A 25,650-nucleotide genomic window follows, 5' to 3' on the forward strand; every position below is an offset into this window, starting at 1 on the left:
CTAGATATCCTCTGCGTCCTCCAGGCCCAGCAGGGCGGGATTGCCGCCCGAAGCAGCGATATTGACCGTGACGCTGCGTTCGCAGGCGAAACGCGTCAGGTAATGCGGCCCGCCCGCTTTCGGCCCCGTTCCCGACAGGCCCTCGCCGCCGAAAGGCTGGGTGCCGACGACGGCGCCGATCATGCTGCGGTTGACATAGATATTGCCCACGCGCATGCGGCGGCAGATATGGTCGATGGTGGAATTGACGCGGGAATGCACCCCCAGCGTCAGGCCGTAGCCGGTGGCGGACAAGTCGTCGAGCAGATTGTCCAACTGGCTGCTGTGCCAGCGGACGACATGCAGGATGGGGCCGAAGACCTCCCGTTCCAAGACGCGGACATTGTCGATATACCACGCGCCGGGGGCGATGAAGGTGCCGTGGCCGGTCTCTCCGGCGTGGAGCGGCGCCCGGCCGATCAGCCGGCCCAGACGGTCGAGTTGGCGGACATGCTTTTCCAGCACCGCCAGCGACGGGGCATCGATCACCGGGCCGATCTCGGTGGACAGGTGCCAGGGGTCGCCCACCGACAATTCCTCCATGGCCCCGGCCAGCATGTCCAAGATCCGGTCGGCGATTTCCTCCTGCACACAGAGAATGCGCAGGGCCGAACAGCGTTGTCCGGCGCTGTGGAAGGCCGAAGTCACCACATCGCCCACCACCTGTTCCGGCAGGGCCGAGGAATCCACGATCATGGCATTCTGCCCGCCGGTCTCGGCGATCAGCGGCACGATGGCGCCGCCGCGCCCGGCAAGGCTGCGGTTGATGGCGGCCGCCGCCTCGGTCGAGCCGGTGAAGGCCACGCCGTTGACCCGCCGGTCGCGTACCAAAGCGGCACCGACCGTATCGCCCTCGCCCGGCAGCAGATGCAGCACCTCCGGGGGCACACCGGCCTCCAGCAGGATGCGCAGGGCCTCGGCCGCGATCAGGGGGGTCTGCTCGGCGGGCTTGGCGACCACGGCATTGCCCGCCGCCAAGGCCGCCGTCACCTGCCCGGTGAAGATGGCCAGCGGAAAATTCCACGGGCTGATACAGGCGAAGACGCCGCGCCCATGCAAGGAAAGCCGGTTGCTCTCGCCCGTCGGGCCGGGCATCGCGCGGGCGGGGCCGAAAAGCTCGCGCGCACGGGCACCGTAATAGCGGCAGAAATCCACCGCCTCGCGCACCTCCGCCACGGCATCGGGAATGGTCTTGCCCGCCTCGCGCACGCACATGGCGGCCAGTTGCGGCATGGCCCGTTCCATCTGGTCGGCGGCGCGGGCCAGGATGTCCGCCCGCTGTTCGGCGTGCATCTTTTCCCAGGATGGCGCGGCGCGGCTCGCCACCTCCAGCGCCTGGTCCACATCCTCGAAGCTGGCGGAAGCGGCATGGCCCACCATGCGGCGGCGGTCGGAGGGGTCGAAAACCGGCTGCCCCCTGGCATCGTCCTCCCGCCCGGCGATGATCGAACCGGCCCGCCAATCGCCCAGCGCCTCGGCCATGGCCCCGACGAATCCGGCGACCGTATCCGGATTAGGCAGATCGATCCCGGTGGAATTGCGCCGCTCCGGCCGGTAGAGGTCGCGGGGCAGCGGAATGCGCGGATGAGGCTTGGAACGGAAGCCCTGGACCCGCGCCACCGGATCGGCCACCACCTCGTCCACCGGCACCTTCTCGTCGGCGATCGAATGGACGAAGGAGGTGTTGGCCCCGTTCTCCATCAGGCGGCGCACCAGATAGGGCAGCAATTCCTCGTGATTGCCCACGGGGGCGTAGATGCGGCAGGCGACCTCCCAGCCCTCGGGCCCGATCACCCGGTCATAGAGGGCCTCGCCCATGCCGTGCAGGCGCTGGAACTCGAAATCCCGCCGCGCCCCCGCGATCTGCAACACGCTCGCCACCGTATGGGCGTTATGGGTGGCGAACATGGGATAGAAAGCCCGGCGTTCGTGGAACAGGCGCTGGACGCAGGCCAGGTAGGACAGATCCGTCGCTGCCTTGCGCGTGAAGACGGGATAGCCCGGCAGGCCGCGTTCCTGCGCCCATTTGATCTCGCTGTCCCAATAGGCGCCCTTGACCAACCGCAGCATCAGCCGCCGGTTGGTCCGCCGCGCCAGATCGGCCAGCCAGTCAAGGACGTAGATCGCCCGCTTCTGATAGGCCTGAACCACCACGCCGAATCCGTCCCAGCCGCGCAGACGATCGTCCATCATCACGGCTTCGATGACCGACAGCGACAGGTCCAGGCGGTCGGCTTCCTCGGCGTCCACCGTCAGGCCGATATCCTGGCCCCGCGCCATCGCCGCCAACTGTGCCAGACGCGGCACCAGTTCCGCCAGCACCCGGTCGCGCTGAGCATATTCGTAGCGGGGATGCAGGGCCGACAGCTTGACCGAGACGCCCGGCCCCTCCACCGGGCCCCGGCCCTCGGCCACTCGCCCGATGGCGGCGATCGCGCCCGCATAGGCGCCCATGTGGCGTTCGGCATCGGCGGCGGTACGGGCGCCCTCGCCCAGCATGTCGAAGGAATGGCGATAGCCGCGCTTCTCGTCCGCGCGGGCACGGGACAAGGCCTCGCCGATGGTGCGGCCCATGACAAATTGCCGCCCCATGATGCGCATGGCCTGCATGATCGCCTGGCGCAGCATCGGTTCGCCGCTGCGCGCCAGCAGGCGGCGCAAGGGGTCGCGCCAGCCTTCGCCCTCGGGCGTGGCCACCATGCGCCCCGTCAGCATCAGCGCCCAGGTCGAGGCGTTGACGAAGGCGGAATCGCTCTGTCCCAGATGGCGGGCCCAATCGGCCGCCGCCAGCCGGTCGCGGATCAGGCGATTAGCGGTCTGGGAATCGGGAATGCGCAGCAAGGCCTCGGCCAGGCACATCAGCACCACGCCTTCCTCGCTGGTCAGGCGGTATTCCCGAAGAAAGGCCTCGATCCCCGGCTGCCCCCGCTTACGGACCGCAAGGCGCACATCCTCGACCAACTGGCGGGCGACGGTCTCGATCCGGCTGCGCGCTTCGGGGGAAAGATGGACTTCCTGCAGAAGCCGGGCCACCGCCTGAGACTCGTTTCCGAGGGCCGCCTGCCGCATCTGGTGGCGCAAGGGCTGAGATCCGATGGGGTCGCGTATGATGCGCATTCCTCTCCCCCGTCCACAGGAAATCCTGACTCCTATGTGACGGGGAAAGAAGGCCGCTGCAAGACAGGCCCAAAAGACTATGGCGTGATGCCGGAAATCCGCATCACGCCATCGCTTGATCCTTCAGCTTGTTTCTTGCCCGCGAGGGCGCGGCCTCCGCTTAGGCCGCGCGGGCGGCCTGCTTGACGGCGGCCTCCAGCTTCTGCATGGCGCGGACCTCGATCTGGCGCACACGCTCGCGGGAGATGCCGTAATCCTGGCCGATTTCCTCCAGCGTCACCGGGTCGTCGCGCAGGCGGCGGCGTTCGATGATGTCGCGTTCGCGCGCATCCAGCTTTTCCATGGCCTGGGAGATCAGGCGATGCCCGCGCGCGGCTTCCTGGCGCTGGGCCAGGACGGTTTCCTGGTTATCCGAGTCATCGGGCAGGAAATCCATTACCTCGGCCGATCCGTCCAGGGTGACGGGCGCGTTGAGCGAGGAATCGCGCGCCTGGAGACGGCGGTTCATCTCGACCACTTCCTTGGCGTCCACATCCAGTTCGGTGGCGATCTTGCGGACCTGATCCTCGGTCATCTCGCCGCTATCGACGATGCGCAGATGGGCCTTCAGGCGGCGCAGGTTGAAGAACAGCTTGCGATGAACCGCATTGCTGCCGATCCGCACCATGGACCAGGACGACAGGACGTATTCGTGCAAGGCGGCCTTGATCCACCACATGGCATAGGTCGCCAGGCGGAAGCCGCGTTCAGGTTCGAATTTCTTGACCGCGCGCATCAGGCCCAGATTACCCTCGGCAATCAGGTCGGCCATGGGCAGGCCGTAATGACGATAGCCGGCGGCCATCTTGGCGACCAGCCGCAGATGGCTGGTGACGAGGCGATGCGCTGCTGCGAGATCCTCATGTTCACGCCAGCGCTTGGCCAGCATATATTCCTCTTCCGCTTCCAGCACGGGAAAGCGGCGGATGTCGCGCAGGTATTTAGCAAGCCCCCCTTCGGGCGTCGGAACGGCAAGAGCGTTCATGACGTCATATCCTCCCACAGAAGCAACATGACACGACCCACCGACATGGTCGGGCCGAAATAAGGCCAACCCCGGATGGGCGCCGACCTTACTCATATTCTACACAAGCCAATATCCGACGGCAAGCCTGCGGCTTACAGGGGAAGGGTCAGAAGGAACCGAAAAGGGTGCCCAGGGCGATCAGAACCACCAGCGACAGGACCGGCGCCACCACCGCGACCATGAACAGGTCGCCATAGGCTTCGCGGTGGGTCAGGCCGCAGATCCCCAGCAGGGTGATCACCGCGCCGTTATGGGGCAAGCTGTCCAGGCCGCCCGTCGCCACAGTCGTCACCCGATGCATCACTTCCAGAGAAATACCCTGCGCCTGGGCCATGTCCACATAGGTCGGTCCCAAATTCTGCAAGGCGATGGTCATGCCGCCCGAAGCCGAGCCGGTGATGCCCGCCAGCACGCCCACGGCAACCGCCAGGGAAATCAGCGGATTGTCCGCCCCGATCCCCAGCACCGCCCCTCGGATCACCTCGAAGGCCGGCAAGGCGGCGATCACCGCGCCGAAGCCGACAAGGCTGGCAGTGTTGAAGATGGGCAGGACCGAGGCATTGGCACCGTCATCCACCGTGCGCTTGACGCTTTGCAGCCGCGTCCAGTTCAGGGCCAGAAGCGCCAGGATGGTCAGGACCAGCGCCGCCGTGATGGCCCAGACGCCGCGCACCGCCCCCTCGGTCGTCCCGCCATATTCGGGCAGGGCCAGATAGCCGGTATCCATGGCGGGAATGACCACGGCCACGAACAGCAGGTTCAGCGCCACCACCAGCACCACCGGCAGGATCGCCAGCCAGACCGGCGGCAGGTCGTGCCGTTCCTGGCCGCGCGGCTCCAGTTCCATCAGGTCGAAGGCTTCCTCCTGGGCATGTTCGCGCAAATCCTTGTCGGGCAAGGGCGGCGCGTCGTCGTGATTGCCGTAGCCCTCGCCCGCCAGCAGCGCCCGCTTGGCCCGCCAGGACAGCCAGGCCGTACCCAGCAGGAACATCACCAGCCCGGTGATCACCCCCAGCCCCGGCGCGGCAAAGGGCGACGTGCCGAAGAAGGGCATGGGAATGGCGTTCTGGATGGCCGGCGTTCCGGGCAAGGCCGTCATGGTGAAGGTGAAGGAGCCCAGGGCGATGGTGCCGGGAATCAGGCGCTTGGGAATCTGCGCCGCACGGAACAAGGCGGCGGCGATGGGGAAGACGGCGAAGGCGACCACGAACAGCGACACTCCGCCATAAGTCAACAACGCGCAGGACAGCACCACCGCCAGGATGGAACGCTGCCGCCCCAGCACGTCCACCGCCCAGTTGGCAATAGCCTGGGCCGAGCCGCTGGCATCCATCAGCTTGCCGAAGATGGCACCCAGCAGGAAAAGCGGGAAATAGGTGATGATGAAATCGCCCGCCGCCGGCATGAAGATCTGGGTATAGGAGGCCAGCAGGGGCATCGCCCCCGACAGGACCACCGCCAGCAAGGCGGCCAGGGGGGCCAGGATCAGGACGCTGATGCCGCGATAGGCGAAATACATCAGCAGGGCCAAGGCGAGGAGGATGCCGAGGAGTCCCATCAGCTTTTCTTTTCCGCCTGTTTCGGCCCTACCTGTTTCGGCTGGACGGAAGGGGATTTCCCCTGCCTTTTCCCCCGCGAAAGATCGAGGGGACGGAAGCTGTCGTCGAACAGGATATCCAGGTCGAAGGTGGACTCCCGGCCCAGCTTGTCGAAATTCCGGTCCAGCCAGTCCTCGGTGGTGCGCCAGCCGATATCGTGCAGATAGCGCAGGAAATCCCATTCCGCGTTCAGCTTGCTCGATACCCGCAGATGTTCCAGATCGTCAGCGGCATGGATGCGGTGGATCAGCATGTCGCGGTAGCGTTCATGCTCCAGCCCCTCGGCCTCGATCAATTGCTTGAACAGGGCGATCATCCGCAATTCCTTGATCAGGCTGGAATTGAAGGTGATCTCGTTCAGCCGGTTGGTGATGTCCGGCGCGCTGCGGGGCGGTCCCTTGCGGAAGAAGGGATTGATCTGCACGATGATCAGGTCGCGGGCATCGCATTCATCCACCAGCGGATAGAGGGCCGGATTGCCCATATAGCCGCCATCCCAGTAATAGCCCCCGTCGATCTCGACCGCCTTGTAGAGGAAGGGCAGGCAGGCCGAGGCCATGATCGTGTCCACGCTCAGCTCCGGCTGGCGGAAGATGCGGGCCTTGCCCGTCTCGACATTGGTGGCGGTGACGAAGACCTTGGCAGAACGGCAGCGGTTGACCCGGTCGAAATCCACCTGCGCGGCGACGATGTCGCGCAAGGGATTGGCGTCGAGCGGATTCATCTCGTAGGGCGAGACCATCCGCGTCAGCATGTCCATCATCATGTAGCCGGGGGAATAGTCCAGGCTCCAGCGGCCCATGAACACGTCCAACGGCGTGCGCTGCACCGGGCTGAAACGTGCGGCGTCGCTGACCGCCCGCCAGAAGGAGGCCAGCGCCTTGCTGCCCCCTTCCCGTCCGCCGCGTTCCAGGCCGTCGGCCAGCACCACGGCATTCATGGCGCCCGCGCTGGTGCCGCTCAGCCCCTCGATGCGGATACGTTCATCCGCCAGCAAACGGTCGAGCACGCCCCAGGTGAAGGCGCCATGGGCGCCCCCACCCTGCAAGGCCAGTTCGATGGTTTTCTGCTCCGCCATGCCCGCCATATGGGCGTTCGCGGCGTCACGACAACCGGAACGGGCGAGGAACGGCCGCGCCCGAACCTCATGCGGGCACGGGCGCCAGCTTGCTGCGCGCCCGCATGCCGGTCATGCGGATATGGCCGCCCGCGGGCCGCGCCTGGGGATCGAACACCACCATGCTGCTGCGCCGCCCCTCGCCGTCCTCGGTATCGGTGCGGATACCGTTGATGCAGGTCGGAAAGAACTCCCAGTCGTTGCGGTAATAGGGCGAGTGGATCAGGCCGATCAGCTGGAAATTCCCCTTGATCTCCTTCATCGCCTCCAGCGATTCCGCGATCAGGCTGGGATCGCTGAGGTCGCTGAACAGGCCGTCCACCAGGATGATGGATTGCGAGGCCGCCAGGGTCCGCCGCCGCCTTGCCCCCGACAGATGGGCCGCCTCGCGCGCCATCGAGAAAGCCGCCAGCTTGATCGCCCAAAGCAGGTTCAGGGCTGTCGCCTGTCCGCCCGAGATACCCTCGCGCACCAGATAAAATTCATTGCCGCCGCGCATCATCGGATGCCGCACCTTGATGCGGGCATGGGGGAAAAGGCGGCTGTGCAGCATGTCGCGGATATCGGCGCGGAAGCTTTCCGAATAGGGTTCCTGCGCCTGGGCCACGCCTTGGGCCAGGTCCTCGGCATAGCGCCGCTTCTGGTGCTCGACCCGGCTGACGATGCTGCCGACCAGTTCCGATATCTCCGCCTCGCTCGCGACGTCGCAATGTTCGAGGATGAAGGTCGCCCCGCCGCCCCGGTTCAGCACATTCTGCATGGTCACCACCTGCTGGGCGGCCAGGGCGGTATGATTAGCCAGCGTCCTTTCCAGGACGGCGCGGCTGCGGCTTTCGGCCTGCCGCGTCAGGTCGAGATTGTCCTGGCTCGATTTCAGCGCCTGGGCCTGTTCGGCATGCAGGCGGATGACCTTGGCATGATCCTCGCGCGCTTCCTTCAGGCGTTCGAGAACCGAGCCGAAGCCCGGCGGCGCCGTCTGCTCCCAGCTGTCCAGCACATCCTGGCGCCTGTCGTTGAAGGCGCGCCGCTTCTTCGCGAAGACCTCCGACGCCTGGGCCAGGGCCTCGGCGGCCTGGGCGACGTCCAGTTCCTCCACCTGGACGGCCAGTTCCTCCATGGCGCGGGCCATGTCTTCCAGACGTCCCTCTTCGGCCGCCGCCTTGACCAGCGCCGACTGGCGCAGGACCGCATGCCGGTCGAGCCCGGCATGATCGCGCATCGTCTCGTCCAGCAGCGCCTTCAAGGAAGCCTCCCGCCAGACCAGGGCGGCCTGGGGCCAGATGCGCAGGATGGCGCGCAGGGATTCCTCGTAGCGGCGCAGCAGGTCCTGGGCCCTTTCCGCCGCCGCCTGGGCTTCGGGGACCCTGCGCGTCAATTCCTCGCGCAGCGTCTGCGCCTGTTCGGCCGAACGCTTCAGTTCAGCCAGAAGCCGCTGCTTCTCGCTCAGGCTGGCGACCCCGGCGCGCAGGAAGGCCTCGGCGGCTTCATAGGGCAGTTTCTCGCGTTCGAGGCTCCGCGCCCGCCGCTGTTCCAGTTCCTGTTTCCGCGCGGCATAGGTTTCGAGGAAATCCGGTCCGCCGTCGCGTTCGAAACGCAGCGCCTTGTCCAGCTTCTCGCCCCATTGGTCGAAAATGCTGCGCGCCTCTGCCGCCTTGCGCCCGCTCTCCTTCGCCGCGTCCTCGGCCCGTTCGATGGCCTGCCCCAGGCGCTGCGACAGATCGCGCCAGCGCAGCAGCCTGTCTTCCGCCTCCTTCCGGCGTGCCCGCAGCGCGGTCATCTTGTTCAGGCCTCCGGCCGCCATGAACTCCTCAGCCTTGCCGCAGACGTCCGTCCAGGCCAGCAGGTCGAAACGGGCCTTTTCCTGAACCACGCGCAGTTCGGCCTCGCCTTCTTCCAGTTCGGTCAGGGATTGCGCGGCCTCGGCAAGCTTCTGCGCCCCTTCTTCCAGGGCCAGGGCGTCTTCCTCCAACGCCCCGCGCAGCTCCGCCTGCTGCTCGATCCCGCCACGATGCAGGAAGCTGGCGGCGCGGGACGCCAGCGTCAGGATATCGGCGGTCAGCAAGGCTTCGGCCCCTTCCAGCGCCTCTTCCGCCTCCGCACGCGCCCGTTCAGCCTGGGCCAGCTTGGCGGGGGCTTCCTCGCCCGCCGCCTGCGCCGCCCGGCGGGCCCGCATCATGTCGGGGTGATCCTCCGCCAAAGCTGCAAGGGCCTGTTCGGCCTCGGACAGCTTGCGGGCCAGGTCCCGTTCCTGGGTTTCCAGCTGGGCGATCCGCCCCTGCACCGCCTCGGGATCAAGGATCAGTTCCACCGTCGACGTCGCCACACCGGCCAGCACGGCCCGGTAGAGCCCGTCCCGCCCTTCCGGCAAGGGAGATCCGGCAAGGCTGCGGATATCCTCTTCCAACAGCACCGGAACCGGCAGGTCCTGCTCGGCCAGCAAGGCAGCGGCCTGCGCGGCCTCGGCGGCGGAAGCGAAGACGGGGGCATGCAGGATGGCCGACAGGGCCGCAAGCAGATGCTGGCGATGCGCCTTGTCCAGGTCCAGGCCCGCCAGGATTTCATGCAAGGGACGATGGGGCAGCCCGGACAAGACCTCGTCGGCCTGCAAATTGACCGAGGTCGGGGCGACGCTGGTAGCCCGCAGCTTGTCCAGCTTGCGCCGAACCGTCCGGCGCTGGTCCTCGAGACGAGGACGTTCGGCCAGCAGGTCGGCCCGGCGCCGCGCGGCCTCGGCCAGCCAGTCCTGCGGCTCCCGTGAGGTGGAGTCGCGGAATTCCTCCAGCACGGCGGCTAGGCCGCGCCAGCGTGCGATCTCCTCTTCCGCCTGGGCCAGGGCGAGCCGGGCGGCGTCGCGCCGTCCTTCCTGGCGCTGGCGATGGCCTTCCGGGTCTTCCTGGGGCAAGCGCCGACGGAATTCGTCATAGGCCCGCCCCAGTTCCTCGAGCTCGGCCAACGCCGTCTTCCGCTGCTCCATCCCGGCGGACAGGCGGGTCTGCCGCTTCACCAATTCCGCCTGAAGGGCGCGCATTTCGCCTTGCGCGGTCTTGTTGCTGCCCAGCGCCATCGCGGCGGCTTCCGCCTTGATGTCCAGGGTCTGGCGGACCGAAGCGGGATCGGCAGTTTCGCCGAATTCCGCACGCAGCCGATCCAGGGCCGCGCCGCCTTCGGCCAACAGCCTTTCCTCGGCCTCCAGGGCGGCGATGGCCTGACGCAAGACCGGCTCCAACCTGTCCAGCCGTTCCGCCCGTTTCTTCAGATCGCGGTGACGGGCCTCGCGCTGCTTGGCAGCGGCGGCACTCCTGTCGCGTTCTCCGCTCAGGCGCTCCACCACACCGGCCAGATCCAGCGAGCCATAGCGTTCGCGAACCCGGAGGTAATCCTTCCTGCGCTCGCTGAAACTGCCATGAAGGCTTTGCAGCGCCTCGATCTCCCGGGCCGCCTCCTGCGCCTCCGCCGCGACCTTGTCTTTCAGCTCGCGCAAGCCATCCAGGCTGTCGAGCAAGGCCCGTTCCGCATCCTCGACCACGGGCGAGCCGAGGATCTGCTTGTACGCGCCTTCATTGGCTTCCAGCATTTCCACTTCGCCGGCCAGGCTCTTGACCTGCAGCAGGTCTTCGGTCAGACGGAGGTCGTTTTCCTTCTGCCGGGCCGCCAGTTCTTCGAAGGCCCTTACCGTCTCGTCCCGGGCACGGCGCAGGGGATGGGCGGCGAAGCGCCAAGCCGCGTCCTCCATGGCATCCAGCCAAGCGCGGGCGCGGTCCTTCTGGTCTTCATCAAGGCGGCTGGCCTGGACCGCCCGGCGCACATCCGCGACGGCGACATATTTGCGGCGGTCCTTCTGGGAATGCGAACCGCGATAGATATGCGAGACGGCCAGCGCGATCACGTCCTGGTCGTCCTTGACCGGAATTCCGCTCCAGTCGACCGCCATGGCGTTGAGGTGCAGCCCTGCCGAGGCCAGGGCTTCCCTGTCCACCAGCAGGGCACCCGCCGGCGACAGGGCGCAGCATTGGGCCTTCTGGAAGCCCTCCAGCCCCAGGCCCCGGCTCTCGTGGATGGGCGCGCCGGGCAATTGCTCGTCCTCGATCAGGCGGCGCAGCACCTGGATCGACGCCCCTTCCGCACGGAAGACGTCACGCATGGCGGCATGGGCCTGCCCGGCGGCATCGGCGGCTGCCTTCACCCGGTCCACAAGGTCGTAGACCCGTGCCATGACATCCAGGCGGGCCTGCGCCTCCTCGGTGCTCAGCTTGGCCTCGATCACTTGGTCGGCCTGGCGCACCAATTCCTCTTCCAGCGAGATCACGCCCTGTTCGTCGGCCTCGGCCATGGGGGCGGACAGGATGGCCGGAGCCACCACCTGCCGGAAGAAGGCCTGGTCGTATTCCTCCTTCGGGCGCGGCTTCACGTCGTAGAAATTGGCCGATTTGTCGCCCGATCCCCGGCACTGGTAGGAGACCAGGTTGTCCAGCTGCTCGATGGAGATGAAGCGGCGCAGATAATCCACCTGGTCGCGCTTGGGCCGGAAAATCACCGCCCCTTCGTGTTCGCGCAAGGTTTTCAGGAACTGGTCGTTGGGGATCAACTGCTTGTCGATCCGCCCGTTCTCGCCCTGCGACGACAGGCAGACCGGCACGTCCTCCAGCCTGCCCGGATAATAATACAGGTCGTAATCAATGCTGCCCGAGGCATCCCGGTTGCCGAACATGCCGAAGACGTGATGCTCGCCCTTGCCGAAGGCCTCGCCCAGGTCGGCCAGGACCAGCTGGCCGCTTTCATCGGGCACCAGGAATTCGACACGGACATGGGTATAGCCGTATTTCACCGGCGCGAGGCGGGCCTTGGTGCGTTCCATCAAGGTCCGGTTCTGCGACAGGGTGAACAGGACGGCATCGGCCATGCTGGTCTTGCCGGTGCCGTTGGCCATGACCAGGGCGGCCGACGCCCCACCCAAATCGGCCACCTCGCCCAGGAAGTCCGGGTCCCAGCCGCCGCTCTTGCGCGAATCCAGGAAATTGCTGAATTCCCAGCGGTTAAGCAGCGCCATCGATATCCTCCTGAGACTCGTCCTGAACCGGCTTGTCGCTATGCACCAACTCGCCCACCGCATCGGCCAAGCCCGCCGAATCCTCGGCCAGCAAGGCGGAATCGGGCAGGAAGGCGACCAGGTCGCGGGAGAACAGTTCGTCGATCTGCATGGCGCAGAGCAGGGACTGCTGGTAGTTCTCCTCCGTTCCCTCGCGCGTCACGTCGAGCATCCCCATCTGCTGCATCACGGCCAGGAAGCGGCCGACACGCCGCCGCACCTGGGCCGATTGCACGCTCGCCTCGTCCTCTTCGCCTTCCAGCAGGGACCACGCCACCGGGTCCTTCAGCCGGTCCTTGCCCCGGCCCTCGCGGCGCAGGGCTTCCAGATGGTCGAACACCTTCTCCTCCAGCTCCTCGCGGCGGAAATTGGGTTCAATATGGCGCGACACCTCGGACACGCCGCGCCCGATGCGGTCGTAGAAGAACGACATGGTCAGGAACCACAGCAGGGTGAACCAATAGACCGTCACCGGCTTGGTCTCGCTCTGCTTCAGCTTCAGCCTTTCCCAGGCCTTGGTCATGGACAGCAGCGCCGGGCCGTCGAAATCGGGACGGCGCACCAGCGCCCAGACCTGCCCGCCGCGCGGAATGCCGGGAAAGGTCTGGTCCTCGCGCCGCAGGCGATAGCCCTTGGCCGCCAGCAGGCGGTCGAGGATATCCTCTTCCTCGGGCCGCAGCTTCTGCAGACCGGCGGCGATCTCCTGCTCGACCGTGCTGGTCTTGCGGCTCTCGGTGGACAGGGAATAGACGATGCGCTGCCGCAGAAGCTGGGCCTCCAACCGGCTGATACGCTCGTAATCAATCTCCGCCACGTCTCTGCTCCTTCGAAGGCCGGTCGATCAGCCTGATTTCCATATCGTTGCCGCTGACCCGCCAGCCGTCCGGCAGGTCCCAGACCCTGACGGGCAAAGGCCGGACGGAGACCATCTTGCCGGGCATGTCGGCGATGCCCAGGGTCAGCGGCGCGGTGAAGATGCCGATTCCGTCGATGATCTTGTCCAGGCCGGTCATATCCATCTCGCCATATTCCCCCGCCCCGGCCAGGAAATCGGACAGGCGCAGCGGCCCCTTCTCGAGCAGGCCGAACAGGATCGGGCGGTTGGCGGCGATGAAGCTTTCCAGAGCCGGCAGCTTCTTCTCGGTGATGCCCGTGGCCTTCTTGACCATGCTGACCGGAGACGGCTTCTCGCGCGGCGCCTCGACCACCTGATGCAGGTCCAGCGGCGAGAAATGCTCGAGGTCCAGCCCCACCGGGCCGAGACGGTCGAACATCCGGGCAAGAGTGTCCTCGTCGCTCAGTAGCGAGGGCGGGCGGCGGCAGAATTCGGCGGCCATCTCCTCGAAACGCACGCTCTGGATCAGTGGGCGGGCGCGGTCGTGGACCTCGATGATCAGGCGCGAGAAGCGGCGCTGGAGGGACATGGCCGCGGCACTGATCTCACGGGTGAGGAAGAGGAAGTGGTCCACGTCCACGCCCTCCTCGTCCTCTTCCATCCATGCCGCGATGGCCGCCGCCATCTCGGGGCGGCGCAGCAGCATCTGGCATTCGCCGATGACGGCGCCGATCTCCTCCAGCGTCTGGAGATAACGGTCGTGATGCGTGATGAAATCCTGCCGCAGGGCATCGGCCTCGGGCTGTTCCAGCACCTTGATGATCTCGGCGGCTTGGTCGCGGATCTGCAGCCAGATGCGCCGGGCGACGTTGAGGAAGGAGCGGAAATTCCGCATTTCCAGGTCGATGCGCAGCTTGCGGCTTTCCACCCCGGCATGGACCCAATGCATGTAGCCCGCCGAGAATTGCAGCGCCTCGCGGCCCTTGCGGGTCAGGCGGCAGCGATAGCCGCGGCGCTGCTTGTCGATCAGCGGGGTGATGCGCCGAGCCCCGCGCGGCTGGCGCGTGGCGGCATCCAGATAGTCGAATTGCGTAGGCGTCGCCAGGATCAGGGCGATCTGCTTCACATCCTCTTCGCTGACGCCGTATTCCACGGCGGCCTGGCGGGCGAAGGGAGTGATGTCGATGAAATCGAACTTGCCGCTGATTTCCTGGTCGCGCAATTCCTCCAGAAGCCGCCAGGCGATGCTGACGTAAAGCCCCTGGGACTGCCCACGCCTCTCTTCCGGCGGCGGCACGAGAACACGGCTGCCGGGTTGCATCTGGCTGTCATGCAGATCGATCAGACGCATGGCCGAAGCCAGAAAATGCACCCAACTGGGATGATCCGCCGAAACCGTCTTCGAACCCTGCTCCACCAAGCGCCCACCTCATCGGTCGATTTCGAGGGCGCCCGATATATCGCAGAATTCCGCGCTTGTGGGGGGAAATCTCTGCCTGCCGTATAAAAGACATCGGGGCGCCCGGAACGCCCCGATGTCCCGTCCCTCAGCTCGCCTCCTTCAATACGCCGCGCCGGATCTGGTCGAGTTCGATGGATTCGAACAAGGCGCGGAAATTACCCTCGCCGAAACCTTCGTTGCCGCGCCGTTCGATCAGTTCGAAGAAGATCGGCCCGATGACGTTCTCGGTGAAGATCTGCAGCAGCAGCCCCTGCCCTTCGGTCGGCGCGCCGTCCACCAGGATGCAGTTGTGCTGCAAGGGCGCGACGTCCAGGCCATGCCCCGGCAAACGGGTTTCGAGCAATTCGTAATAGCTGTCGGGGGTGTCGAGAAATTTCAGGCCGGCGGCTTTCAGACGCTCCACGGCGGAGACCAGCGAACCGGTGCCCAGGGCGACATGCTGCACGCCCTCGCCCTTGTATTCCCGCAGATATTCCTCGATCTGCGACTTATCGTCCGCGCTTTCATTGATCGGAATGCGGATCTTGCCGCAGGGGCTGGTCATGGCGCGGCTTTTCAAGCCGGTCAGCTTGCCCTCGATGTCGAAATAGCGGATTTCGCGGAAATTGAAGAGGCGGCTGTAGAAATCCGCCCAATGATCCATCCGGCCCTGATGCACGTTATGGGTGAGGTGGTCGATATAGGTCAGCCCCGCGCCCTGGGGATAGGCCTCGCCGGTGAAGTCGTATTCGGCGGCGAAAGCGGCATCCGGGTCGTCCAGCAGATAGAGCAGCGAGCCGCCGATGCCCTCGATGACGGGCTGGTCCAGGCAGTCGCCCCGCCCCGCCTGCGCACCCTTGCGCAAGGCCTCGTCGCGGGCCTTGGCGCCATCGGCGACGCGAAAGCCGATGGCGGTGATGGAGGAGCCGTGTTCGGCGGCGAAACGGGCGGCATGGCCGTCCTTCACGGCATTCAGCACGAAGGTGATGGCGCCCTGACGCCACAAGGTGATGGCATGACGGCGATGCCGCGCCACCTGCGCGAATCCCATGCGGGTGAACAGGTCTTCCAGCAGGGCCGGATCGGGCGCGGCATATTCGACCAGTGCAAAGCCGTCCGTGCCCATCGGGTTTTCCCAGAGTTCCATGACGGATTCCTTTTTGTGAAGCCGTCACCAGTCTAGCGGAAGCGCGGTGCCGTTTGGTTGCATTCGCAACTTCCTTCAGGCAGGCTGATGCATCAAACGCGCATCAGACGCGAAGAAAGGGAGGGATTCATGCAGGGACGTATCCTGGACGATTACGACTGCCGCATCCTCGACTGCCTGCAACGCAATGGGCGGTTGACCAATGTCGAGCTGTCCACACAGGTTTTCCTGTCCCCGTCGCAATGTCAGCGGCGGGTCAAGCGTCTGGAGGAAGAGGGCATCATCCAGGGCTATTCCGCCCTGCTCTCGCCCGAGGCGGTGGGTCTGGGGGTGCTGGCCTTCGTCAGCGTCTCGCTGGCCATGCACGGGGAAAATCCCGCCCGCGCCTTCACCGAAGCCATCCGGGACATTCCCGAAATCCTGGAATGCCATGCCGTCACCGGCGAGGCCGATTACCTGCTGCGGGTGGCGGCGCCGGATCTGAAGTCCTTTTCCGACTTCCTGCTGCATCGCCTGATGCGCGTCCCCGGCGTCACCAATGTCCGCTCGACCATCGCCCTGGAGGAGTTGAAGCGCACGATCGCCCTCCCCCTCCGGAAAACGGCGAAGCCTTAGCCCTTGAAGCCGTAGAGGCGGCGGGGCGACAGATCGAGGATCTGATGACGGGCGGCGTCATCGGGCACCCATTCGGCCAGCCAGCCCAGGGTCTGGGCATAGTCGTGGCGGTCCTCGAAACGGGTCCAGGGCCAGTCGCTGCCCCAGACCAGACGTTCCGGGCCGATTGCCTCCAGCAGCGCCTTGGCATAACCCGCATCGGCTGCGGCCTGCGAGCGATAGGGCGCGGACAGCTTGACCCACAGCCGTTCCTCGGCGGCGGCATCGAGCAAGGTGCGGAAGCCTTCGTCCTCGGCCGGGCCGTTGCCTGCAGGCAGGCCCAGGTGATCGACCACCACGGTCAGGCCGGTTTCCAGAAGGGCCGGCAGCAGGGCCGGAAGACGCGGCCCTTCCAGCTGGATCTGCAGATGCCAGCCCAGGGCCTTCATCTGCGCGATCTGGCTTTTCCAGGGCTCGGCCTTGGGGTCGGGCAGGTTGGGATTCTGGACCAGGTTCCAGCGCAGCCCCACCACCCCGGCCTCGGCCAGGGCTTCCAGGTCTTCGACCGGTCCGGCCGGATCGGCCATGGCGATGCCCCGGTAGTTTTCCCCCGCCTGACGCAGGGCTTCCACCAATTGGCTGTTGTCGTAGCCCAGGAAGCTGACCTGCACAATGACACCGCCCCGGAGTCGGTTTTCCCGCAGATTCCGCTGCCAGGCATCCAGCGGCGCAGCCTGTGCAGGACGATAGCGCGCACCGCTAACGACGGGGCTATCCGCCGAGAAAACATGGACATGGCAATCGAAACCGGACATCGGCGAACCCTCCCCATCAATGACAATGTGTCACTTTTAATTCTATAGAGAACTACTTGACAAGGGCGGAGCCGCCATGGCTAGCTTCCCTCAACAGACATAAGAGGCCCTAACCAAAAGAGCCTAGCGAACGAGGGAGCGATAACGACGTGAAAGCGAGCAGCGCCTTGGCCAGTGCGGATCCACGCCTGCCGATCTATGCCCGGCTGCGCGACCTTCTGGCTGCCCGCATCGTTTCCGGCGAATGGCCTGCCGACAGCCTGATCCCATCGGAAAACAAGCTGTCTGAAGAATATGGCGTGGCCGTGGGCACCATCCGGCGCGCCATCGAACAACTGGTCGCCGAAGGATTGCTCGAACGTCATCGCGGCACCGGCACCTTCGTCCGCCGTCCCGCCTTCAATGCCGATCTGTTCCGTTTCTTCCAGATCAGGACCTCCGAGGCCGAAGGCCAGGTGATCCCGGAAAGCCGCATCCTGCATCGTGAAATCGTCCCGATTCCCGAGCATGTGGCCTGCCTTTTCGGCCCTGAGTCGCCGCCCGTTTCCCTGAAGCTGGACCGTGTCCGCCGGTGGGGCGGTGAACCCCTGCTGGCCGAGGAAATCCATCTGCGCCTGCCGCTGTTCGAAGACATGCAATCCTTGCCCGACAAGGAAAGCGGTCCGCTACTTTACCCCATCTTCGAACAACGTTTTGGTGTAATCATTGCGTCTGCCACGGATGAGCTATCCATCGGCATCGCCGACGAAGTGCGCGCCCGCCTGCTGCGCATCTCTCCCGGTGCCCCCGTGGCTGTGATCGAACGTGTGGCCCGCGATCCCTCGGGTCGCGTTGTCGAGTGGCGCCGCGCCTATGGGCGTAGCGATCGTTTCCGTTATCGCGTCTCCATCAGCTGATGGAAAGGCGACAGCAACTTTTTCCCGGAGGAAGAGGAATGAAGAGGACCCTTCTCGCTGCCAGCTTGGCCGTCACCGCCGGCGTCGCTCCGGCGATGGCGCAGGAATTCCCTGCCCGCCCGATCGAAATGATCGTTCCCGCCCCGGCCGGCGGCGGCACCGACGTGGCCGCCCGTATGCTGGCGAGCCAGCTTTCGCCGGTCCTGTCCCAGCCGGTCGCCGTGCTGAACGTGGCCGGCGGCGGCGGTTCGGTGGGCGTGACCCAGTTCATGCGCGCCCAGCCCGACGGCTACACCCTGCTGGCGACCTGGAACAGCCCCATCACCAGCGTGCCCCATGTGCAGCCGGTGCAGTACAAGCTCGACAGCTTCACCCCCATCGTCAGCACCTCGGAAACCGCCTACACCCTGTGCGTGAAGCCGGACTTCCCGGCCGATGACGGCCCGTCCTTCATCGAGGAAATCCGCAACCGCCCCGACCACTACACCTATGGCAATGACGGCATCGGCGGCATGATGCAGCTGGCGGTCGAGCGTCTTTCCGGCGCCATGGACCTGAAGCTGCGTCCCATTCCCTTCCGCGGCGCCGGTGAAACCCTGCAGAACTTCCTGGGCGGCCACGTCGACATCTACGGCGGCACCATCTCCCCGGTCGTGCCCTATGTGCAAAGCGGCGAGGCCAAGTGCCTGATCGTCACCTCCGCCGATCCGGTCGAGGCCCTGCCCGGTGCCAGCAGCTTCGGCCAGCTGGGCCATCCGGAACTCGAGACGGTCCTGTGGCGCTTCGTCCTGGGTCCGAAGGACCTGCCGGAAGAGCGCCGCGCCATCCTCGCCGATGCCATCGAAAAGGCCGTGCACACCCCGGAATATCTCGAATTCCTGGCCAAGCTCGGTGAATCGCCCCGCATCCTGAAGGGCGAGGAACTGACCCAGCGCATCAATGCCGAATATGAAGGCCTGGGCGAAGCCCTGCGCAATCTCGGCCTGGCGAAGAACTGATCATCGCCCAACCCACTCGAACCCCCGAAGGAACCGCAATGATGCAGTCGCGTGACGTCACCGCCGGCATCGTCTTTCTGGGGCTGGGTGTCGGAGCGGCCATGATGGGCAAGGATTATGTCGGCGGCGCTGGCGCGCTGCCGACGGCCATCGGCTCCATCATGGCCCTGCTGGGCGCAATTCTCGCCTTGCGGGGATTGCGCAGCCGTCCGGCGGGCGATGCCCCGGCAAAGCCGCTCTTCACCAGCCTGCCGCTCTTTGCCGTCACCGCCGCGATCTGCGTGGTCTATGTGATGGCCTTGCCCAGCCTGGGCTTCTTCACCAGCAGCGCGCTGTTCGTTCCGGTGCTGGCGCTGGCGCTGGGCTTCCGCCGCCCCCTTTATCTCGCCGGGGCGACGGTGATCTTCCTGGTGCTGCTCTACGCCGTGTTCATCCTGTTGCTGCGCCGCCCGCTTCCGGCCGAGTTCTTCATGGCCTTCTAGGCCCACGGCCCCCTTTCGCCTCGCGGTCAAGGATCGTCCTTCATGCTTGACGCCTTTCTCCACGCCATTCCCGCCGCACTGCATTGGACATCGGTGCTGGGCATGGTGGTGGGCACCATCGCCGGCATCCTGATCGGCGCCCTGCCGGGCCTCAACCCGGTGATGGCAATCGCCCTGCTGTTGCCCCTGACCTATGGGATGGACCCGCTGACGGCGCTCGCCCTGGTGGCCGGCATCTATAACGGCTCCATGTATGGCGGTGCCATTCCGGCGATCCTGCTGCGCATTCCCGGCACGCCAGCAGCCATCGCCACCACCTTCGACGGCCATCCCATGGCCCGCCGGGGCGATGCCGGCCATGCCCTGTCGGTCGCCTGCTGGTCCTCGGCCATCGGCGGCATGGCCAGCGCCATCGCCCTGCTGACCCTGGCGCCCCTGCTGTCGCTCGTCACCCTGGCCTTCGGACCGGCGGAATATTTCTGGGTCGCCGTCTTCGGCCTTGCCAGCATCGCCGTGCTGGTCGGGGGCGATCCCCTGAAGGGCCTGATCAGCGCCGCGCTGGGCCTGCTGATCGGCATGGTCGGGGTGGACCAGGTCAGCGGCCAGGCCCGCTATACCTTCGACAGCCTGTACCTGCTGAGCGGCTTCGAACTGATCGTCGTGCTGGTGGGCCTGTACGCCCTGCCGCCGGTGATGGAAATGGCCGAAGCCAGGGGTGGCGACCTGCTGCGCGGCGCCTCGCTGAAATTCAAGAGCGCCATCTCCTTTCTGTCCGCCCTGCGCAGCCATTGGAAAACCTGGACCCGCTCCTCACTCATCGGCATCGCCGTCGGCATCCTGCCCGGTGCCGGGGGGAATATCGCGGCCCTGCTCAGCTATAACGAAGCGAAGCGGAGCTCGAAGGATCCCGAAAGCTACGGCAAGGGCAATCCGGACGGCGTGGCCGCGGCCGAATGCGGCAACAATGCCGACAATGCCTCGGCCATGATTCCCGCCCTGACGCTGGGCATTCCCGGCAACCTGATCGCCGCCCTGATCCTGGGCGCGCTGATGATCCACGGCCTGCAGCCGGGGCCTCGTCTGTTTCATGACGCCCCGGACGTGGTCTACGGCTTCATGATCCAGCTCTTCGTGACATCGGCGCTGCTGCTACTGCTCGGCGGCCTGCTGGCGACCCGCCTGTTCGCCCAGGTGCTGCGCCTGCCCTCGCAGGTCCTGGTGCCCCTGGTCCTGGTTCTGATGGCCATCGGCGTCTACACCGTCAACGGCCGCGTCTCGGACCTCTATGTCATGCTGGGTTTCGGTCTGCTGGGCTATATCCTGGAGAAGCTCGACTTCCCCCTGGCGCCGATCATCCTGGGCCTGCTGCTCGGCCCCATGGCGGAACAGAATTTCCGCCTCGCCATGATGATCTCGCGCGACGACTGGACGGTCTTCCTGACCCGCCCGATCTCGCTGGGCATCGCCATCCTGACCGCCCTGGTCCTGCTGATGCCGCTGCTGCGGCGGATCAATCCCTTGCGCCGGAAGAAGCAAGCTTCCGCCGACTGATTGCGTTGCCTCCCAACTTGGGGCCGGTTCGCCGGCCCCGTTTTTTTATCTCAGACGCCGACCTTGAGGAGCCGTTCCAGATCGCGGGAGCGGCAAACGGCATCGGCCAGACTGTAACGGTCGAGGACCGCCAGGAAAGCCGCCAGGGCTTCGTTGACGATGCCGGTCAGCCCGCATCCCCCGGCGATCGGACAGGTATTGGCGGTGCTATCCAGGCATTCCACAAGGGCCAGGTCGTCCTCGGTGGCCCGCACCACGGCACCCAGCGAAATCTCTTCCGGCGGGCGCGCCAGTTTCAGCCCGCCGCCCCGCCCGCGCACCGTCTGCACGACCCCGATCTGGCCCAGCTTGTGGACCACCTTCATCAGATGATTCTCGGAAATGCCGTAGCACTCGGCGATCGCGCGGATCGTCACCACTTCATCGGGACGCACCGCCAGATAGAGCAGCACCCTCAAGGCATAATCGGTATAGCGGGTGATGCGCACATCGCCTCCCTGGACTTTGGAAAAGAAGACTCCGGACGTTCCAAACCGCTAGAGCCCCAGATGGAGGTGCATTACATATGAAACTTTACTCATGAGGCAAGTTCGTCGCTTTTCATCATGACAAAAGATTGATCCCGTCTCGAAAAACTCGCCCCGCACATTACGTGCCCAGGGTGGACGCCAGTGTAGAGATTGCCTAATCTACCGCCAGTTGGAGGATCCCCTCGTCTATGACAGCGAAGACACAGAATACGCCGGTTCAGACCGCTCACCGGATTTCCACCGGATGTGCCGGCCTGGATACCATTCTCCTGGGCGGTTTCCTGCGTGGGTCTGTTTTCATCCTCGAAGGCTCGCCTGGGGCAGGCAAGACGGTGCTGGCGAATCAGGTCTGCTTCCATCAGGCCCAGGCGGGCGAACGCTCGGTCTATGTCACCCTGCTTGCCGAATCCCATGACCGGCTGCTCAAGAACCTGTCGAGCATGAGCTTCTTCGATGCCGACCTCTGGCCCATGAGCATCGATTACATCAGCGGCTTCCATATCCTGACCACCAAGGGCCTGAACGGCATTCTTGAACTGATCATGAAGGAATGCCGTGCGCGCAACGCCTCGATGTTGGTCCTGGACGGGCTGTTCGTGCTGGAAGAGAATGTCCAGTCAGAGCGGGAGTTCCGCAAGTTCGTCAACGACGTCACCAACCTGGCCGCGCTGATGGATTGCACCGTTCTGCTGCTGACCAACAGCCGGCAGCAGCCCCAGCCCCGCCCGGAACATACGATGGTCGATGGCTGGATCGAGATGAACACCCATCAACTGGCCTACCGGGCCTACCGCGACCTCAGCATCCGCAAATACCGGGGCAGCGATTTCATACCCGGCCGTCACAGCTTCACCATCAGCGACGAAGGCGTGCGGGTCTTCCCCCGCCTGGAGACGGTGACGCGCCGTGAAATCCCTGAAGCGCCGCTCGAAGGGCGGGTTTCCAGCGGCCTCCCCGCGCTGGACAAGATGGTCAGCGGCGGCTTCCCCGCCGCCACCACCAGCCTGCTCTTCGGTCCCACCGGGGCGGGAAAGACCACGCTCGCCCTGCAATTCGCCGCCGCCGCGACCGCAGAGGAACCGGCGTTGTTCTATAGCTTGTACGAGGCCGAGGTGAGGCTTCGCATGAAATCGGAACGACTCGGGCTAAATGTGGGCGAGATGATGGATCGCGGGCTGATCCATTTCATCTGGACCCCGCCCAGCGAGAACCTGCTGGACGAGCTTGGCAACAAGCTTCTCCGTGCCATCAAGAAGCACAAGATCAAGCGGCTGGTGCTGGATGGGGTGGACGCCTTCGACGATTCGGCCGTTCATCCCGAAAGGTTGCCCGGCTTCCTGAACGCCCTGAACAGCGAATTGCGCCGCATGGAGGTAAGCAGTCTCTTCACCACACGCACCGAAATCCTTCCGCCGCCCACTTTCAGCGTCAACCTCGGGAATCTCTCGGCCGTAGCGGAAAACATCCTGCTGTTGCGCTACGAGGAAGAAGGCAAGCATCTGCGCCGCTATCTTTCGGTTCTCAAGGTCCGCGATAGCGCCTTCGACCCTCTATGGCGGGAATATACGATCAGCCAAGGCGGCATCCTTTTCACGGACGGCCCCCGGGATCCCGCGTCAGGCACTGGATAATGGCCATCACTAATCCTCCGCTCATCTTGATCGTGGAAGACGAATCCGGCATTCAGCTTGCTTTGTCCCTCCTTCTGGAATTGGAGGGCTACCGCGTCATGCAGGCCGGGGATGGCGAAGAAGGCCTGACGTGCCTGGCCGAGACGGTTCCTGACCTGATCATCACCGATTACATGATGCCGAACCGCAACGGCCTGTCCATGCTGCGGGAAATGCGTCAGGACCCGCGCCTGGCCGCAATTCCGGTACTGATGCTGAGCGCGGTCATCCCCCCCGAGGAGGATGCCTATGAACTGGTCGACCAGTTCCTGTCCAAACCGGTCATGGCCGGGGACATCCTGACCGCCATCACGTCCTTGCTGAAAAACGGGCGGGGGGCCTCTTGACGGCCCCCATAATCACGGCCCGTTATAGCGCACATTTCCCAGCCCCGTGACGTCATAGCCTGCAAGGGCCCTGGCCTTTTCGGCGAAGGCCGCACTTTTCGCGAAGGCCAGAAGCTTCTGGAAGGGCGGTTCGAAATAATCCCGGCGGCGCAGCACCAGATCGTAACGTTCCTCCACCAGCGGCAGGAAATCCAGCTTCAGCGATCCCGCCACCGCCTCGATGGCCGGTCCGGCATCGGCCGAGCCTTCCAGCACCGCCAGCCCCAGATCGGTCTCGCTCCGCACCGGATGCGGATTGATCGTCAACTCCGACAGGCTGAGGCCTTCCTTCTCCAACAGGGCTTCGAACAGGCGCTGGCTGCCGGCCTCGCTCTGGCGGACGGCGATGCGGGCGCCGCTAGCGGCAAGATCGGAAAGCTTGGCGATGCCCAGCGGGTTACCCGCCGCCAGCACCAGGCCCTGGCGCCGCCGCGCCCATTCGATCGCCACCACATCGGCCCGCCCCAGGCGTTCGCGGATCTGCGGCAGGTTCCATTCGCCCGTTTCGGGATCGAAGAGATGGACGCCCGCCATCAGGGCTTCGCCCGAAGCCATCTTCTCCAGCCCGTCGGCGCTGCCGCCTGAGAGCAGGGCCAAACCGCAGCCCGCCTCGCGCAGGGCCCAATCCAGCAAGGGATCGTTGCTGCCCGCCACCACCGGCGGCGGCTGGCCGACCAGCCCCCCAAGGTCACCGGCGAATTCCGTGTTGCTCATCAGCCAGCGGTCGATGACGCTGCGCACGAACAGCCATTTTCCGGTGGCGCGCGTGCAAGGGATCTTGCGCTCGCTCACCAGCTCGTAGACCTTGCGCTCCTTGATCCGCAGATAGGCGGCCACTTCCTTGGTGCCCATCAATTCGGGCACGGCAGATTCGTCAGACATCGGGCTCCCTTTCTTCGCGCCAAAAGTGCCGCCGCGGACGGCTCTTGGCAAGGCCTTGTCGGCGGACAACTTTTTTTGTGGATACCCACGTCCCGCGCGGCCATGATAACGGGCCGCAAGCAAGCTCGAATCATGATGGCACAAGACCTTAACGACTGCTTCAAAGCTCCCGAGACGCTGCTGACCCTGGACCAGGCGCTGGCCTATCTGGACGAGCGCCTGATCCCCGTGGTCGGCACCGAGACCGTTCCGCTGGCCGAGGCCGGAGGGCGCGTCCTGGCCGAGGATCTGGTGGCCGAGCTGACCCAGCCGCCCTTCGCCAATGCCGCCATGGACGGCTTCTGCTTCCGCGCGGAGGATGTCGGCGCGGACGGCGCGCGGCTGAGGATCGTCGCCCGCATCGCCGCCGGTCATGTCTGGGACGGAACCCTCGGCCCCGGCGAGGCGGCCCGCATCTTCACCGGCGCGCCGATGCCCGCAGAGGCCGACACCATGGCGATGCAGGAGGATTGCCAGACGGAAGACGGCGATTGGGTACGCATCCCCGGCGGCCTGACGAAGGGCAATTTCGTCCGCCAGGCCGGAGACGACTTCATGGCGGGCAGCGTCGTCCTGCCCAAGGGCAAGCGCCTGCGCCCGCACGATTTGTCCATGGCCGCCGCCAATGGCCGGCCCAGCCTGACCGTCTACCGCCGCCTGCGCGTCGGTGTCTTCTCGACCGGCGACGAGATCGTCGAGCCTGGCAATCCCCTGCCCCCCGGCGCCATCTATTGCTCCAACCGCTTCGGTATCGTCGCCGCCATCCGCGCCCTGGGCTGCGACGTCCACGACCTGGGCAATATCCCCGACCGGCCCGAACTGCTCCGCCGCCGCCTGGACGAGGCCTCGCGGCAGCACGACCTGCTGATCACCGCCGGCGGCGTGTCGGTGGGTGGCGAGGACCATGTGCGCGGCGCCGTGGAATCCCTGGGCGCCATCCATCTCTGGCGCATGGCCATCAAGCCGGGCAAGCCCACCGCCCTGGGCACGATCGGCGATGCGGCTTTCCTGGGCCTGCCGGGCTATCCGGTGTCCAGCCTCGTCATCCTGATGCTGATCGGCCGTCCGGTGATCCTGCGCCTGTCGGGCGCGATGGCCGAACCCATGGCGCCGCCGCGCCTGCGCGTGAAGGCCAACTTCTCCTTCCGCAAGCGGCATCCGCGCCGCCAGTTCCTGCGCTGTTCGCTGGTGCCGGGACCGGACGGCAGCTTGGTGGCCGAGGCCTATCCCACCCAGGAATCCAATGTCCTGTCCTCGCTGGTCCGGACCCAAGGGCTGGTGGACCTGGCCGAGGATGCCGGCGACGTCGCGCCGGGCGATCTGGTGGATTTCCTGTTCTACGAACAAGTCCTGGGCTGAGT

Annotated in this window: 19 protein-coding genes; 8 read left to right on the forward strand and 11 right to left on the reverse strand. The window is 65.6% G+C overall.

The features are described from left to right. The 8 genes from putA to hppD form a co-directional block, all read right to left on the reverse strand. Nucleotides 1-3,156: a bifunctional proline dehydrogenase/L-glutamate gamma-semialdehyde dehydrogenase PutA gene (putA, locus tag EPD66_RS18565; protein ID WP_142850009.1), complete on the reverse strand. Its 3,156-nt coding sequence runs from the start codon at nt 3,154-3,156 to the stop codon at nt 1-3. Between the two features lie 160 nt (nt 3,157-3,316). Beyond that, nucleotides 3,317-4,180, reverse strand: a complete 864-nt coding sequence (gene rpoH, locus EPD66_RS18570) for an RNA polymerase sigma factor RpoH (protein WP_142850010.1) — start codon at nt 4,178-4,180, stop codon at nt 3,317-3,319. Nucleotides 4,181-4,328: 148 nt separating this feature from the next. Next, a complete protein-coding gene (locus tag EPD66_RS18575; RefSeq protein ID WP_255448577.1) occupies nt 4,329-5,780 on the reverse strand; it encodes a GntP family permease in 1,452 nt (483 codons plus the stop codon). After that, nucleotides 5,780-6,898 (reverse strand): patatin-like phospholipase family protein, encoded by a 1,119-nt coding sequence (locus EPD66_RS18580; protein ID WP_255448578.1) that lies wholly within the window; start codon nt 6,896-6,898, stop codon nt 5,780-5,782. The genes EPD66_RS18575 and EPD66_RS18580 overlap by 1 nt, the downstream gene beginning before the upstream one ends. Nucleotides 6,899-6,965: 67 nt before the next feature. Next, a complete protein-coding gene (locus EPD66_RS18585) occupies nt 6,966-11,984 on the reverse strand; it encodes a hypothetical protein (RefSeq protein ID WP_142850012.1) in 5,019 nt (1,672 codons plus the stop codon). Beyond that, entirely contained in the window at nt 11,971-12,837 is an 867-nt protein-coding gene (locus EPD66_RS18590; RefSeq protein ID WP_142850013.1) for a hypothetical protein, read from the reverse strand. The genes EPD66_RS18585 and EPD66_RS18590 overlap by 14 nt, the downstream gene beginning before the upstream one ends. Beyond that, nucleotides 12,824-14,275, reverse strand: coding sequence for a hypothetical protein (locus EPD66_RS18595; protein WP_142850014.1), 1,452 nt, complete (start codon nt 14,273-14,275; stop codon nt 12,824-12,826). The genes EPD66_RS18590 and EPD66_RS18595 overlap by 14 nt, the downstream gene beginning before the upstream one ends. Before the next feature lie 130 nt (nt 14,276-14,405). After that, entirely contained in the window at nt 14,406-15,446 is a 1,041-nt protein-coding gene (gene hppD / locus EPD66_RS18600; RefSeq protein ID WP_142850015.1) for a 4-hydroxyphenylpyruvate dioxygenase, read from the reverse strand. A gap of 129 nt (nt 15,447-15,575) precedes the next feature. Here hppD and EPD66_RS18605 point away from each other — a divergent pair, with 129 nt between their 5' ends. After that, nucleotides 15,576-16,061, forward strand: a complete 486-nt coding sequence (locus EPD66_RS18605; RefSeq protein ID WP_142850016.1) for an Lrp/AsnC family transcriptional regulator — start codon at nt 15,576-15,578, stop codon at nt 16,059-16,061. Here the strand turns inward: EPD66_RS18605 and EPD66_RS18610 are convergent. Beyond that, on the reverse strand, nt 16,058-16,855 hold the full coding sequence (locus EPD66_RS18610) for an amidohydrolase (protein WP_142850017.1): 798 nt from the start codon (nt 16,853-16,855) through the stop codon (nt 16,058-16,060). The two genes, EPD66_RS18605 and EPD66_RS18610, sit on opposite strands and share 4 nt — an antisense overlap. 149 nt (nt 16,856-17,004) lie before the next feature. Between EPD66_RS18610 and EPD66_RS18615 the strand changes: the two genes are divergently transcribed. From EPD66_RS18615 to EPD66_RS18630, 4 genes are read left to right on the forward strand one after another with little or no spacing between them, the layout of a single operon-like run. Further along, nucleotides 17,005-17,751, forward strand: a complete 747-nt coding sequence (locus EPD66_RS18615; protein WP_255448579.1) for a GntR family transcriptional regulator — start codon at nt 17,005-17,007, stop codon at nt 17,749-17,751. 38 nt (nt 17,752-17,789) lie between these two features. After that, nucleotides 17,790-18,749, forward strand: coding sequence for a tripartite tricarboxylate transporter substrate binding protein (locus tag EPD66_RS18620; RefSeq protein WP_142850018.1), 960 nt, complete (start codon nt 17,790-17,792; stop codon nt 18,747-18,749). Nucleotides 18,750-18,787: 38 nt separating this feature from the next. Next, entirely contained in the window at nt 18,788-19,231 is a 444-nt protein-coding gene (locus EPD66_RS18625) for a tripartite tricarboxylate transporter TctB family protein (protein ID WP_142850019.1), read from the forward strand. A 42-nt stretch (nt 19,232-19,273) separates the two neighbouring features. Then, nucleotides 19,274-20,782 (forward strand): tripartite tricarboxylate transporter permease, encoded by a 1,509-nt coding sequence (locus tag EPD66_RS18630; RefSeq protein ID WP_142850020.1) that lies wholly within the window; start codon nt 19,274-19,276, stop codon nt 20,780-20,782. 50 nt (nt 20,783-20,832) lie between these two features. On the opposite strand, the gene EPD66_RS18635 is transcribed toward EPD66_RS18630, so the two are convergent. Continuing rightward, nucleotides 20,833-21,270 (reverse strand): Rrf2 family transcriptional regulator, encoded by a 438-nt coding sequence (locus tag EPD66_RS18635; RefSeq protein ID WP_142850021.1) that lies wholly within the window; start codon nt 21,268-21,270, stop codon nt 20,833-20,835. Between the two features lie 230 nt (nt 21,271-21,500). On the opposite strand from EPD66_RS18635, the gene EPD66_RS18640 reads away from it, so the two are divergent. Continuing rightward, nucleotides 21,501-22,943: an ATPase domain-containing protein gene (locus tag EPD66_RS18640; protein WP_142850022.1), complete on the forward strand. Its 1,443-nt coding sequence runs from the start codon at nt 21,501-21,503 to the stop codon at nt 22,941-22,943. After that, nucleotides 22,943-23,329 (forward strand): response regulator, encoded by a 387-nt coding sequence (locus EPD66_RS18645; RefSeq protein WP_185961501.1) that lies wholly within the window; start codon nt 22,943-22,945, stop codon nt 23,327-23,329. The genes EPD66_RS18640 and EPD66_RS18645 overlap by 1 nt, the downstream gene beginning before the upstream one ends. Nucleotides 23,330-23,341: 12 nt before the next feature. Here EPD66_RS18645 and EPD66_RS18650 read toward each other — a convergent pair whose 3' ends face one another. Next, a complete protein-coding gene (locus EPD66_RS18650) occupies nt 23,342-24,250 on the reverse strand; it encodes a helix-turn-helix transcriptional regulator (RefSeq protein ID WP_221931028.1) in 909 nt (302 codons plus the stop codon). Nucleotides 24,251-24,382: 132 nt separating this feature from the next. Here EPD66_RS18650 and glp point away from each other — a divergent pair, with 132 nt between their 5' ends. After that, nucleotides 24,383-25,648 (forward strand): gephyrin-like molybdotransferase Glp, encoded by a 1,266-nt coding sequence (glp, locus tag EPD66_RS18655; protein ID WP_370511900.1) that lies wholly within the window; start codon nt 24,383-24,385, stop codon nt 25,646-25,648. Nucleotides 25,649-25,650 lie beyond the last annotated feature (2 nt).

The sequence above is a fragment of the Telmatospirillum sp. J64-1 genome, from assembly GCF_006980715.1.
In the GTDB taxonomy this organism is placed as follows: domain Bacteria; phylum Pseudomonadota; class Alphaproteobacteria; order Rhodospirillales; family Magnetospirillaceae; genus Oleiliquidispirillum; species Oleiliquidispirillum nitrogeniifigens.

Excerpts from the sequence above, each read along its gene's own strand:
- putA (WP_142850009.1), bottom strand. The coding sequence starts at position 3,156 with ATGCGCATCATACGCGACCCCATCGGATCTCAGCCCTTGCGCCACCAG.
- EPD66_RS18625 (WP_142850019.1), top strand. The coding sequence starts at position 18,788 with ATGATGCAGTCGCGTGACGTCACCGCCGGCATCGTCTTTCTGGGGCTG.
- EPD66_RS18640 (WP_142850022.1), top strand. The coding sequence starts at position 21,501 with ATGACAGCGAAGACACAGAATACGCCGGTTCAGACCGCTCACCGGATT.
- glp (WP_370511900.1), top strand. The coding sequence starts at position 24,383 with ATGATGGCACAAGACCTTAACGACTGCTTCAAAGCTCCCGAGACGCTG.
- EPD66_RS18620 (WP_142850018.1), top strand. The coding sequence starts at position 17,790 with ATGAAGAGGACCCTTCTCGCTGCCAGCTTGGCCGTCACCGCCGGCGTC.
- EPD66_RS18580 (WP_255448578.1), bottom strand. The coding sequence starts at position 6,898 with ATGGCGGAGCAGAAAACCATCGAACTGGCCTTGCAGGGTGGGGGCGCC.
- EPD66_RS18650 (WP_221931028.1), bottom strand. The coding sequence starts at position 24,250 with ATGTCTGACGAATCTGCCGTGCCCGAATTGATGGGCACCAAGGAAGTG.
- EPD66_RS18605 (WP_142850016.1), top strand. The coding sequence starts at position 15,576 with ATGCAGGGACGTATCCTGGACGATTACGACTGCCGCATCCTCGACTGC.
- rpoH (WP_142850010.1), bottom strand. The coding sequence starts at position 4,180 with ATGAACGCTCTTGCCGTTCCGACGCCCGAAGGGGGGCTTGCTAAATAC.
- hppD (WP_142850015.1), bottom strand. The coding sequence starts at position 15,446 with ATGGAACTCTGGGAAAACCCGATGGGCACGGACGGCTTTGCACTGGTC.
- EPD66_RS18585 (WP_142850012.1), bottom strand. The coding sequence starts at position 11,984 with ATGGCGCTGCTTAACCGCTGGGAATTCAGCAATTTCCTGGATTCGCGC.
- EPD66_RS18575 (WP_255448577.1), bottom strand. The coding sequence starts at position 5,780 with ATGGGACTCCTCGGCATCCTCCTCGCCTTGGCCCTGCTGATGTATTTC.
- EPD66_RS18610 (WP_142850017.1), bottom strand. The coding sequence starts at position 16,855 with ATGTCCGGTTTCGATTGCCATGTCCATGTTTTCTCGGCGGATAGCCCC.
- EPD66_RS18630 (WP_142850020.1), top strand. The coding sequence starts at position 19,274 with ATGCTTGACGCCTTTCTCCACGCCATTCCCGCCGCACTGCATTGGACA.
- EPD66_RS18645 (WP_185961501.1), top strand. The coding sequence starts at position 22,943 with ATGGCCATCACTAATCCTCCGCTCATCTTGATCGTGGAAGACGAATCC.